Raw genomic sequence first — 12821 nt, 5'->3', positions numbered from 1 at the left:
CCGCAGTCGATCGACGGATCGCTGCGGGCGACTCGGGGCCGGCCTTCACCCGCCGCGTCGTGGGCCCGGGCCGGATATCACCGGCGCGGACGGCCTGGTGGGGCGGTGCCTCGACCACACCCCGCGAGGTGACGGCCGCGGTGGCCGATCGGCAGCCCCGGTCACTTTTGTCACAGGCCCTTGACGCATCACAGGGACGCTTCGAGACTTGGAAGTGCCACACGACACTCACTCGCGAGTGCCACCGGAGCATTTCGAAACTACGAGTTTTCGAAAGTGAGTCCGATGTCGATCGAAACCCGGGAGACCCGGCTCGAACATCGCATCGCGGAGCTGTACCGCACCGACGAGCAGTTCGCCGCTGCCCGGCCCGATCCGGCGGTCACCGAGAGAGCCGGGGAACCCGGCTTGCGCGCGTTCGAGATCGCGCGGACCGTGATGGAAGGCTACGCGGACCGGCCCGCGCTCGGGCAGCGCGCGATCGAGTACGTCACCGACGAGCGCACCGGGCGGACCGCGGCGACACTGCGGCCCGAATTCGAGACCGTCACCTATCGCGAGGTCTGGGACCGAGCCGGTGCGATCGCCGCCGCGCTGACCGCCGACGGCGTGCGCCCCGGCGATCGCGTCTGCATGCTGGGATTCACCAGTGTCGACTACACCGTGATCGATGTGGCGCTGACCCGACTGGCCGCGGTGGCCGTTCCCCTGCCGACCAGTTCGGCCACGGCCCGGTTGCTGCCCATAGTCGCCGAAACCGAGCCGGTGGTGATCGCGGCGAGTATCGACCGGCTCGCGGATGCCGTGGAACTCGCGCTCACCGGCCACCCCCCGGCCCGGCTGATCGCTTTCGACTACCACCCGCGCGACGACGACGAAAACGCGATGTGGACGGCAGCGCAGGCACGGCTGGTGGAGGCGGACGGCACGGTGGTCGCGGAAACCCTGGCCGAAGTCGTCGCCCGCGGCGCGGTGCTGCCGCCCGTGCCGGTGCCGGCGACCGTCGAGGCGGATTCGCTGGCGCTGCTGATCTACACCTCCGGAAGCACCGGGGCACCCAAGGGCGCCATGCTCACCGAACGATTGGTGGCGGACCACTGGCGGGCCGCGAGCAGTGAGAAATGGGGCCAGCGCGGGACCGAACCGGCAATAGCGCTCGGTTTCATGCCGATGAGCCACATCATGGGGCGCGCCATCCTCTACATGACGCTGGGCCGCGGCGGCACCGTCTTCTTCGCCGCCACCAGCGACCTGTCCACCCTGCTGGACGATCTGGCCCTGGTCCGCCCCACCCAGCTCTCCTTCGTACCCCGGATCTGGGAAATGCTCTTCCATCGGTTCGAGGGTGAAGTGGCTCGCCGCGGCGGCGACGGGGCCGACCGCACAACTCTGGAAGCCGAGGTGGCGGCGGATCTGCGCCGGAACCTGCTCGGCGGCCGGTATCTCGCGGCGACGACGGGTTCGGCGCCGATCTCGGCCGAGATGCGGGCATGGGTCGAGTCCTTCCTCGACATGCACGTGGTGGACGGCTACGGCGCCACCGAAACCGGCAGTATCGCCGTCGACGGCCGGGTGCGCCGACCACCGGTATCCCACTACGAACTCGTCGATGTCCCGGAGTTGGGCTACTTCCGCACCGACCGCCCGCACCCCCGAGGGGAGCTGGTGGTCCGCTCGGACACGCTGGTGCCCGGGTACTACAAGCGTCCGGAAGTGACTGCTCGCGTGTTCGACGCCGACGGCGCCTACCACACCGGAGATATCTTCGCCGAGGTCGGCCCGGATCACCTCGTGTACGTCGATCGCCGCAGCTTCGTATCGAAGCTCTCGCAGGGTGAGTTCGTGACGGTGTCGAAAGTGGAGGCCGTCTTCGCCGAGAGCCCGCTGGTCCGCCAGATCTATGTCTACGGCAACAGCACGCGGTCCTACCTCGTGGCGGTGGTGGTACCGACGGCCGCCGCGCGGGAACGAGCCGGGGACGACAGCCGCGTGCTGAAACAGTTGATCAGCGAATCGTTGCAGCAGGTCGCGAAATCCGCCGGCTTGCAGTCCTACGAGATACCGCGTGACTTCCTCCTCGAATACCAGCGGTTCACGCCGGAGAACGGCCTGCTCACCGGTATCCGCAAACTGGCCAGGCCCGCCCTCAAGGAGCACTACGGCCCGCGCTTGGAACAGCTGTACACCGAGCTGGCCGAAGCCGAGGCCGAGGAGCTGCGCGCCGTGCGCCACGGCGCCGGCGACCGGCCCACGATCGAGACGGTCGTGCGCGCCGCCGCGGCGCTGCTGGGCGCCGCCACCGGCGAGGTACGTCCGGACGCGCATTTCACCGACCTGGGCGGCGATTCCCTGTCGGCGCTGACCTTCGGACAGCTGTTGCGTGAAATCTTCGGGGTCGAGGTCCCGGTGGGTTTCCTCATCGGCCCCACCGCCGACCTCCGGGCGGTCGCCCACTACATCGACGAACAACGCGCCGGCGCCCGGCGCCCCACCTTCGCCGCGGTGCACGGTGCGGAAGCGACCGAAGTGCACGCCGGTGATCTGACCCTCGACAAATTCCTCGACGAACGCACGCTCGCGCAGGCACCCCGCCTACCCGGTCCGAGCGCGACGGTACAGACTGTCCTGCTGACCGGCGCGACCGGCTTCCTCGGGCGGTACCTGGCGCTGGAATGGCTGGAACGGATGGCCCGCGCCGGCGGAACATTGATCTGCCTGGTCCGCGCCACGGACGATACCGCGGCGCGGTCCCGGCTCGACGAAACCTTCGACTCCGGCGACCCGGGGCTCACCGCCCGCTACCGGGAACTGGCCGCCGGCCATCTCGAGGTGATCGCGGGCGACAAGGGCCGCGCCGATCTCGGGCTGGACCACGACACCTGGCAGCGGCTGGCCGATACCGTCGACGTGATCGTCGACCCCGCCGCGCTCGTCAATCACCTCCTGCCCTACAGCGAATTGTTCGGCCCCAATGTCGTGGGTACCGCCGAACTGATCCGCCTCGCGCTCACCACGAAGCAGAAGCCGTACACCTACACCTCGACCATCGCGGTGGGCGATCAGGTCGACCCCGCGAATTTCACCGAGGACGCCGATATCCGCGTGATCAGCCCGCACCGCAGCATCGACGACCGGTACGCCAACGGCTACGGGAACAGCAAATGGGCGGGCGAGGTGCTGCTGCGGGAGGCCGCCGACCTGTGCGGTCTGCCGGTGGCGGTATTCCGCTGCGATATGATCCTCGCCGATACCGGGTACGCGGGCCAGCTCAATGTCCCCGATATGTTCACCCGGTTGATGCTGAGCCTGGAGGCCACGGGTACGGCCCCCCGCTCCTTCTACGAACTCGATCCGGCCGGCCGGCCGCAGCGCGCCCACTACGACGGGCTGCCGGTCGGTTTCATCGCCGAGGCGATCGTCTCGCTCGGCGCCCGCGCGGGGACCGGGTTCCGCACCTATCACGTGATGAACCCGTACGACGACGGGATCTCGCTGGACACCTACGTCGACTGGCTGATCGAGGCCGGCCATCCCATCCAGCGGATACCCGATTACGACAGCTGGTTGCGGCGGTTCGAGACCGCGGTACGCGCGCTGCCGGAACGGCAGCGGCGGTACTCGCTGCTACCGCTGCTGGACAACTACCGGAAACCGCAGCGAGCGGTCCGCGGTTCGATCGCGCCCACCGAACGGTTCCGCGCGGCGGTGCGGCACGCGGAAATCGGCGCCGACCGGGATATCCCGCACGTGACCCCGGAGATCATCGTCAAGTACACCACCGACCTGCACCTACTGGGTCTGCTGTAACCGTGCTCCGCTGCGCTCTCGGGCTCGGTGCACCGCCGGTCGCCGCCGGCGCTGCACCGAATCGGATGTGTCATTCGCCCGGCTCCTCATCGTGGATCCGGAACTCGGGCGAGGTGCCGCTGATGGGGACGCGGTCGCTGCCGGGCTTCACCGCGTCGCCGAAGTATCGAATCCGGTAGCTGCCGGGTGTTGCGTCGGCCGGGCTGTGCCAGGTGATGGTGACCCGCGAGCTCGAGGCGGCGCCACGCGACCAGCTGAAGGTGGTCGTCCAGTCGCCGTCGTCGGCGATGAGCCGCCAGCGCTCCCCGTCGCGCCGCTGCACCATGAGATACGTGCTGCCGCGATGTAGGTCGTGGTTGGGGTACGCGCCGGCGAATTCGACGCTCACCTGCTCCCCCGCGCGATAGGCCGGCGCGGGCTCGCTGAGCACGTCGCCGAAGTCGTGCCCCACCGGTGGGAAGTCCACGGGCGGGGTTGCCTTCGCAGGCCGCTGCGCCTCCGACAGATCGGGCGCCTCGGTACCCGACGGTACCGGGCTGCCGTCGTGCATTGCGCTCGCGAGCTGCGCCGCGATCTGCTGCAGGGCCGGCAGCTCCCAGCGACCGAACAAGGTGCTCGCGCCCTCGTAGTGCTGCGCGTCGTACTCCTCAGGAGTGGTGACGTAGTGGATATAGGCGTTGCTGTATCCGGCGACCAGGACATTGGCCGGTTCGACGCCGAGGATGGCCGCCACCGTGCGCCGCAACCGCAGTCCGGCGGCGATGGTCACCTCGCCCGGGATACCGATCAGATACAGCTCGCCGATCTGGAGGAGTTGGACCGGAACGATCTCCTGCACATAGGGCCCGAGCCGATTGAGCAGTCCGCCCGGGGCCACGATCGCCTTGGGCGCCTGCGCATCCCGCAGCGACGGCGCGAACCGGTATGCCAACCGCGACAACAGATCCCAGCCAGGATTGCGTCCTTCGTGAAAGGTCTTCCAGTGGGTGGGCCCGTCGTATCCCGCGCCGGCGAAGGCGGCCGCACCACCGGCGGGCCGCCCGGTGCGGTGCTCACGCTCGTCTCCGGTGAATTCGGCGGAGACGGTCACCGCGGAGAGATCGACGTGCACCACGCGGTGATCGATGCTGCCGGCCATGCGCGGCACGTATCCCGCGGCGAGTTTCGCCGCGGCCTCGTACTGGCGCAGACCAAGGGTGCGAGTGTTCTCGAAGTCGTTGCCGGCGTCACCGGGCCTTCCGTCCAGGTTGGGCGACATATCACCGGCGTTGGTCTGCGCGAAGGCGGCGACGAAGTCGGGATCCGGGTCCGCCAGATAGTTCACGCCCTCGACCACATGCTCCCAGTGGTAGGCCGCGTACCCCTTGTTGTCGCCGCTGATCAGCGTGTTCCGGTTGCTCATCGAGGTGCCGTGGGTGGCGAACCAGTTGATGGCACCAACCGGTTCGCCCTCGCGATCGATACGCAGCAGGGTCGTCTGCGGGTCGATGGCATCGGGGAAGAATTCCTTTTCCTCCTCCGGGTTCCGGTCGAATGCCGCACGCGAGCGATTGACGCTCGCCTCGCGCAGCTCGCCGTGTACCAGGCGCAGGGTGGCCGGGGCGAGATCCTCGTGTGCTCGTTCGACCGCCTCGAGGATGCCGTCGACGATCGCCGCGAACGTTTTGGGACGGAACCCGGCCGAGCCGTTGTACAACCGGTGGTGCGAATAGCCGCCGGGCCCGCAGTGGGTGTGGGTCGCGGTGAGCATCACATTGGACTGGGTGTAGGTGTCGCCGAAGCGCTGGGCCAGCCGGCGCAGCACCTCCCGAGTGATGCTGGAGAAGATCATCGGCAGATCGTTCACGATCAGCAGCACCCGCCGGTCGACGAGCGGGTCCACGAAGACGAAGGCGCGGGAGCGCAGACGGAGGTGTATTCCGGTGGTCTTCTGGTCGGCCTTGCCGTATCCGAGCATGCCGGCCTCGGCCGGTTCTCCGGTGATGTCGGCAATGGCGCGCCCGACCAGATGGCGGTCGGTCGCATAGTTCGTTTCCGGCATCGACCTCTTCTGTCCTTGTGGATTCGGCCCGCGGCAGCGGTTCGGGTTCATTACACAGACAAACTAGCAAGGACGAAGTCGGGATTCGTATTGCGCGATCGACGGTTTCGCGATCACCGTCATCGGGAAGGGCGACCGGGGCACATACGCTACGGTTCCCGGCATCATCGACCCGTTCGTTCGCTTCTCCCGTGACAGACCATGCACGATGACCGCTTCTGCCCACCCACAGCGGCACCGGCCCGAGCCGTCGTCGGAGCCTACGGCGACCCGGGTCTCCGGCCTCTTCGCCCTCGGGCCTCCGGGACCCGAACCGCACCGCGCGGCCTCGTCGCTGCTGATCCCCTTCTACGCGGCCGGCCACGGCACCCTGCTGCTACCGCGGGACCTGCCGAAGCCGGGCCTGGTCGATCTGCCCGTGGCGGACGCGATCGTCGCCGCCACTTCGCTATCGAACATCGACAGCGGCTCGGCCGATGTCGGCGGGATCCGGTTGGATGAGCCCGTGACTGTCCACGACGTAGCCCGCCGGCTTCCACCGATCGCCGACCTGCGAAACCTGTGCCGCTCGCTGGCGATGCTCGACGCGATCCTGAGCCCCGACCGGGAAAGCCGGTACCACTTCTTCGACACCGCGTGGGGCGAAGGCGAGGAGATGGCCGCCATGAGCAATGGATCGGGAGACGAGTACTCCATCGTGTTCTCGGCGGCCGGCGTCTATATCCGCGGCTTCGGCCACGAATCGCCCATGAGCCCGTACCGCCAGGACCACGCGCCCTGGCCGGGAGTGATCGACGACGTTCCCGATGTCTTCCAGTCCTTCGCCGTGGAGCCTGCGTTCACCGACGAGGACGGCGTACCCCTCGTGACGGCCTGCCTGTGGCGGGAGGCAACCGATGATCGGTGGCACCACGGCACGATCGCTTTCCCCTCCGATCATGCCGATCCCGACGGGACGACGGACCTGTTCCATCTACTGGTCGACCGCTCACCCGGCGCGTTCCAGCGCTTCGCCGAGGACTATTACGAGGTCGCTGTGAACCTGGCAGCGGTGAGTGACGTGTACGGGTCGCGGCCGCTGGACCGGGAACTCGTGTCGTCGTTGAACGGGGAGATCACCCTGGCGGACTTGGCCCGGGACATCTCCGAAATCGGCTACCCGCGGGCCCGCTGAGAGCGACCCCGCGGGTCCCGCGGCACCCGCCGGCACCGACGGCACCGGTGGGTCCACCCCGGCACCGGCCTGCCGGTGGATCAGTCGTCGAGAATCTCGACCTGATTCTTGTAGAAGGCGACGTAGTTCTCGATCTCGGCTGCTTTGGTCTTGGGTTCGGGGTAATACCAGGCCGCGTCGGTCAGCGGCTCGGCGTTGCCGACGGTCACGGTGTAGTAGCCGGCCCGGCCCTTCCACGGACAGAACGTATGCGTATCGGTGGGCTCGAAGAACTCCTTCCGTAACGAGTCCGGCGGGAAGTAGTGATTACCTTCGACGATGACGGTGTCGTCGCTGGACGCGATCGTTACGCCGTTCACGACTGCCTTTGTCATCCCTCGATTCTGCCTCAGCTCCCCGGCACGATCGACTACGGCCGCCCGGGACGGCAGGGCTGGAGATCCCGTGCCGGAGCGCGGGCCGGCAGTGCCGTGATGCCCGCACACACCATCCTCGACTGCCCGGTTGAGCAGGGAATCGGGCGACCGTGTGTTCTCGGGCGGGCGGAAGGTCTACCGGGTTCGCGTTACGGGTGGGCGTGCTCCCGGCGCCAGGGCCGGGAGGCGGCCGATCTGCCTGCCGATGCGGGTCAGCAATTGCCGGGTCAGGTCGGGGTCACCGGCGGTATCCCTGTCGGTGTAGTCGCCGAGGGAGTAGATGGTCGTGAATCCTGCCGGGCCCCATCGGTCCGGGGTCAGCGTGTTCCGGCCGGCGACGGCGACGACCGGAACGGGGTGGGAGCGGCGAGCCAGTACTGCGGGCAGTTTGCCGTTCGCGGTCTGCTCATCGATACTTCCCTCCCCGGTGACGACCAGGTCGGCATGGGGCAGGCGCCGGTCGAACTCGAGCAGGTCGAGAAAATACTCGGCGCCCGACAGGATCGTGCCGCCGAGCAGTAACGCCGCGAATCCGATTCCACCCGCACCTCCCGCTCCGGCCGCCTTCGCGAATGCCGTCGCGTCCGGGTAGCCGCTGCGGGCGAACGCTCGGACGAGGTTGTTCAGTCCGGCGTCGAGAAACCGCACCTCATCCTCGGTGGCCCCCTTCTGCGGCCCGTACACCGCCGCAGCGCCGTCCGGTCCGAGCAAGGGATTGGTGACATCACCGGCGACCACGATCTCGACCCCGGTCGGCGGTGCCGCCCGCGACGAGTCGACGGTGTGGACGCGCCCGAGGCTTCGTCCGCACGCCCGCAGTCGTACTCCCTGCGCATCGGCGAAGGTGAAGCCGAGCGCCGCGAGCAGTCCCATCCCGCCGTCGGTACTGGCACTGCCACCGAGGGCGAGGACCAGCCGGTGCGGCCGGAACCGCAACGCCTGCGAGATGGCCTGCCCCAAACCCAGGCTGCTCGCGTCCAATGGCAGTGTGCGGCCGTTCGGCAGGGTGGTGAGGCCGCAGGTATTGGCGACCTCCACCACGGCGGTACCGTCGCCGACGGCGATCCGCCCGTATCTCGGTGTCCCCGCCGCGCCGGCCACGGTCACCGGATGCGGCGCGAAACCGGCCGCCACCGCGGCGTCGACGCTGCCGTCACCGCCGTCCGCCAGCGGCAATCTGTCACTGTCGATCCCCGCCGCCGCCAAGCCCTCCGCCAGCCGGTCGGCTACTTCGGCGGCGGAGAGGCTTCCTTTGAACTTGTCCGGGGCAACCAGAACCCTCACGCGGTCGCCTTCCTGTCGGTGAGTCGGCGGGGATCGAATATCAGTCCGCCTGCGCCACCGCGCCGAGCAGATCCCGGACCCGGTTGGCGACCGTGATGAATTCCGGCGTCTCCATCGTCGTGGCGTAGTTCCGGTGTGCGGGCAGATCGACGTCGAGCAGTTCGATGATCCGGCCCGGCCTCGGGCTCATCACGACCACCCGGTTGGCGAGGTATACGGCCTCGGCCACCGAATGGGTGACCAGCAGCACCGTGGTGCCCGTTTCCCGCCAGATCCGATGCAGTTCGACATTCATCCGTTCCCTGGTGAGCGCGTCGAGAGCGCCGAACGGCTCGTCCATCAGCAGCACTTCCGGTTCGTGCAGCAGGGCCCGGCACAGCGAAACCCGCTGCTGCATACCGCCGGAGAGTTCGTGCGGCAGGGCGTCTTCAAATCCGCTGAGCCCGGTCATCTCGATGAGACGCGCGCATTCGGCCGCGGCCGCCCGTTTGTTCATGCCGCGCATCTCGGCCTGGAGCAGGATGTTCTTGCGGACGGTCCGCCATTCCAGCAGTGCGGCGCGCTGGAATACGTAGCCGATATTGCGCTGCGGCCCACGGACGCGGGCGCCGCCGAGTTCGACACTGCCCCCGCTCGGATCGGTGAGACCGGCGACGACTTTCAGCAGCGTCGATTTGCCGCAGCCGGACGGACCGACGATCGAGACGAATTCGCCCCGGCGGATCCGCAGGTCGACATCGTGCAGTGCGGTGACTTCGCCGCGTTTGGACGCGAACCGTACGGTCAGGTCGGCGACCGCGACTGCGGTATCGGTGCCCGCGAGGGTGTCGGTGGGTGTGCTCATATCGTCACCTGCTCACGGCTTGCCGGTGGGTGTGAACTGCGCGTTCCAGTACTTGGCCGGATCCTCGGCTTTGTCGAGGAGCTTCGCACTGCTGAGGACATCGATGGTGGCGCGCCAGTTCGCTTCGGAATTGGTGCCCGGCGCCTTACCGGCGGTTTCCGGGGTGCTGAGCAGCGGGATCGTCTGCTGCCACTGCTGCAGCAGTACCTGCCGCGGCGGCAGTTGCGGATCCTTACCTTCCATCGCGGCGACCGCGGCCTCCGGATTCGCGACGGCGGCGGCGAAGGCCTCGCTCGTCGCGTCCACCATGGCCTGGACCAGCTCGGGCGAGGATTCGATGGTGGCCTCGTTCGCGATCAGCCCGTTGCTGAAGAAGTTCAGGCCCTGGTCCGAATACCGCAGGTAGCGGACCTCCCTGCCGCTCTTGTTCGCGATGGTGGGGCCCTGGTCGTGCGCGAATCCGATGAGCCCGTCGACGCGACCCGAGAGCATCGCCGACATCTTGCCCGCCGAGTCGAGGCTCTGCTGGGTCACCTGATCCGCCGGAACGCCCGCCTTGTCGAGATAGACCGGGAAGGTCGTGGTCGGCGCGTCACCCGCGGAGACGGCAATGGTCTTACCCGCCAGATCGGCCGGTGTCCGGATATTCGAATCGGCGAATACCTGCACTGCCGACGGCGTGGTCTGGAGGTAGACGCCGACGCTCTTGACCTTGACGCCTTTATCGATATTGCCGAGAACGGCGGGAGTATCGGCCCAGCCGAAGTCGGTCTGCTTCGAACCGGTGGCCTGCGTGGTTTTCGTAGAGCCCTGACCGGCCGAAATCTGCAGATCGATACCGTGCTCGGCGAATATCCCCTCTTGCACTCCGTAGTAGAACGGGGCGTGCTCGCCATAGGGATACCAGTTGAGCATCAGCGATACCGCGGTGGTCTTCCCGTCGGTGCCGGGGTCCTTCGCCTCGCTGCCGCCGCTTCCGCAGCCGGCCAGTACCAGGACCGATGCCACCGCGGCGGCGCCGATCGTCGTGAGTCTGCGAATTCCGAATTTCATGCGAGTTTCTCCAGCTGTGGCGCGAATGCGGTGGTTCGGCGTGCTCATGCCGCGCCGACGGCCGAGGCCGTGGATCGACGGGAGGCGTGCCATGGAATGAGGAACTGTTCGGCGATTTCGATGATCGCGAACAGGATGATGCCCAGTACGGACATGATGATCAGGGCGGCGAACAGCATCGCCGTGTCGATATTTCCGTTGGCCTGCAGGATCACATAGCCGAGCCCCTCGTTCGCGCCGACGAATTCGCCGACGACGGCGCCGGTGACCGCGAGAGTGGCGGCGATCTTGAGGCCGGACATCAACTGTGGCAGCGACGCCGGGAAGCGAACCTTCACGAATGTCTTCCAGTTGCTCGCGCCCATGGTGGAGGTGAGCTCGAGGATTTCGGGATCCACCGAGCGCAGCCCCGCCATCCCGGCGATGACGATCGGGAAGAACGCCATCAGTACGGCGACGAGGATTTTGGGGCTGGTGCCGAACCCGAGCCATACGATGAACAGCGGGGCGATCGCGATCTTGGGGATGACCTGCGCGAAGAGGATCAGCGGGTACATCGTTCGCTCGACACCGCGCGAGTAGATCATCACCAGTGCGACGGCTTCGCCGATCAGCGCGGCGATAACGAAGCCGACCACTGTCTCGTAGGTCGTCACCCAGGTGTTCTGGAGCAGATATGCCGAGTTGTCGGCGGCGGTGCGCCAGGTATCCGCCGGCGACGGCAGAATGTAGGGCTCGACGAGCTCGAACTCGGTGACGGCCCACCAGGCGACGAGGAGAGCCGCCACCAGGGCGAGCGGCCGCCACACGATTGACCACAGAGCGGAGGGGGAGGGAAGCTTCCGGCGCCGCGTGTGGACGGGTTGCGCGGCTTTCGGTGGGGAGGAACCGGCCTCGACGGACGTGACTACCGCCATCTGGAGTCCTAAAGCTAGTAGTGGAGCGGGGTTCGCACTACACCCGCCGGGAATGCGCTTTCCGAAGCTGTCTCCGAGGCTAGTGTGACCGGACCCACAGTGTCAAGGGTTCGTAATTTGCCCAGTTCAGACGGGCCGGGGAATGCTGCTGTCGCGCAGGATCACACATCCGGGCACGAATTCGTGGACTTGCGCCGCCGTCGCGGCGTCGTCGAGCGCGAGCCGGACGGCACGCTCGCCGATCTCCACCAGCGGCAGCGCCACCGTCGACAGACCGGGCACATGGTCACGCAGCGTCGGGATATCGTCGAACCCGGCGACGCAGACATCATCGGGGACCGCCAGGCCCAGCTCACGCCACGCCGCGATCGCCCCGATCGCCATCACATCACTCACCGCGAAAACACAGGGCGCGGCGTTGCCGGACCGCCCCGGGCACAGATCCAACGCGGCGGAAAGTCGACGGGCGGCGCCGGCACCGCCGTCTCGGGAGAAGTCCCCCGCGATCTCCACCAGCGGCGTCACCCCCCGCGTCGCGAGCGCCTCGACGAACCCGTTGCGCCGGTCGACAGCGGTCCGGATATTGCCCGGACCGCCGATGACGGCGAAATCCCGGTGCCCCTGCGCGAGGAGCGCATACGCCAATTCCGCTGACGCCGTGTGGTTTTCGGGTTCCACTGCGGCACCGAAGGACAGTGGCTGGCCTATCACGACAACCTTGCCGCTGTTGTCCAGATACCGTGCGCATTCCTTCTCGAGATCGCGGTCGAGATCCCCGCTCTGGCGTGAACCCGCCAGGATGATCGCGTCGGCACGGTGCGAGATGAAGGTGCTCACGGATTCGCGTTCGATATCGAAATCGCGTTGCGTACTGGCCAGCAGGACGAGTTTGCCCGCCCGGCGTGCGGCCGCTTGGACGCCCTGCACGATCGAGGAGAAGTAGGGGTCGGCGATATCGTGCACGACGAGTCCGATGAGCCCGGTCGAAGCCCGCGCGAGGGCCTGGGCCTGGGCATTTGCCACATAACCCAGTTCGGCGGCGGCGGCGCGCACCCGGTCGGCGACACCTTCGCCGGGCACCCGCGACGAACCGTTGAGCACCCGGGAGGCGGTCGCCAGGGAGACGCCCGCCCGGGTCGCGACATCTTGCAATCTCACAGCCGCCATGGCCAGGTGCCTCGTTCTCTCGTCGGGCGTGGGGTTGACCGGACTTCGGGACTAGCATAGCTTGGAAAGCGCATTCCGACGCTGACTCGTCCACTCGACGTATGCGGGTCCCTCCGTA

Annotated in this window: 9 protein-coding genes; 2 read left to right on the top strand and 7 right to left on the bottom strand. The window is 67.6% G+C overall.

Going from position 1 to position 12821, the window contains the following annotated elements; genetic code table 11:
* Positions 1 to 285 precede the first annotated feature (285 nt).
* Entirely contained in the window at positions 286 to 3807 is a 3522-nt protein-coding gene (gene car / locus ACLML9_RS11960) for a carboxylic acid reductase (protein WP_411945575.1), read from the top strand.
* A gap of 70 nt (positions 3808 to 3877) precedes the next feature.
* Here the strand turns inward: car and ACLML9_RS11955 are convergent, their stop codons facing one another.
* Positions 3878 to 5848 (bottom strand): neutral/alkaline ceramidase, encoded by a 1971-nt coding sequence (locus tag ACLML9_RS11955; protein ID WP_411945574.1) that lies wholly within the window; start codon positions 5846 to 5848, stop codon positions 3878 to 3880.
* A gap of 208 nt (positions 5849 to 6056) precedes the next feature.
* On the opposite strand from ACLML9_RS11955, the gene ACLML9_RS11950 reads away from it, so the two are divergent.
* Positions 6057 to 7022, top strand: a complete 966-nt coding sequence (locus ACLML9_RS11950) for a hypothetical protein (RefSeq protein WP_411945573.1) — start codon at positions 6057 to 6059, stop codon at positions 7020 to 7022.
* Positions 7023 to 7102: 80 nt separating this feature from the next.
* Here ACLML9_RS11950 and ACLML9_RS11945 read toward each other — a convergent pair whose 3' ends face one another.
* The 6 genes from ACLML9_RS11945 to ACLML9_RS11920 all read right to left on the bottom strand — a co-directional run bounded on the left by ACLML9_RS11945 (position 7103) and on the right by ACLML9_RS11920 (position 12703).
* Positions 7103 to 7396, bottom strand: a complete 294-nt coding sequence (locus tag ACLML9_RS11945) for a DUF427 domain-containing protein (RefSeq protein WP_411945572.1) — start codon at positions 7394 to 7396, stop codon at positions 7103 to 7105.
* Positions 7397 to 7573: 177 nt separating this feature from the next.
* Positions 7574 to 8722 (bottom strand): glycerate kinase, encoded by a 1149-nt coding sequence (locus tag ACLML9_RS11940; RefSeq protein ID WP_411945571.1) that lies wholly within the window; start codon positions 8720 to 8722, stop codon positions 7574 to 7576.
* A gap of 40 nt (positions 8723 to 8762) precedes the next feature.
* Positions 8763 to 9566, bottom strand: a complete 804-nt coding sequence (locus tag ACLML9_RS11935; RefSeq protein WP_411945570.1) for an ABC transporter ATP-binding protein — start codon at positions 9564 to 9566, stop codon at positions 8763 to 8765.
* A 12-nt stretch (positions 9567 to 9578) separates the two neighbouring features.
* Positions 9579 to 10619: an ABC transporter substrate-binding protein gene (locus tag ACLML9_RS11930; RefSeq protein ID WP_411945569.1), complete on the bottom strand. Its 1041-nt coding sequence runs from the start codon at positions 10617 to 10619 to the stop codon at positions 9579 to 9581.
* A gap of 44 nt (positions 10620 to 10663) precedes the next feature.
* Positions 10664 to 11536: an ABC transporter permease gene (locus tag ACLML9_RS11925; RefSeq protein ID WP_411945568.1), complete on the bottom strand. Its 873-nt coding sequence runs from the start codon at positions 11534 to 11536 to the stop codon at positions 10664 to 10666.
* 126 nt (positions 11537 to 11662) lie between these two features.
* The gene (locus ACLML9_RS11920; RefSeq protein ID WP_411945567.1) at positions 11663 to 12703 is read right to left on the bottom strand and encodes a LacI family DNA-binding transcriptional regulator; all 1041 of its coding nucleotides are present in this window, start codon (positions 12701 to 12703) and stop codon (positions 11663 to 11665) included.
* Positions 12704 to 12821 lie beyond the last annotated feature (118 nt).

Origin of the sequence: Nocardia sp. NPDC002869, from assembly GCF_046764065.1 — a bacterium.
Taxonomy (GTDB): Bacteria; Actinomycetota; Actinomycetes; order Mycobacteriales; family Mycobacteriaceae; genus Nocardia; species Nocardia rhamnosiphila.
Note: the sequence above shows the minus strand (reverse complement) of the source record. Positions and strands in the feature narration are given on the sequence as shown.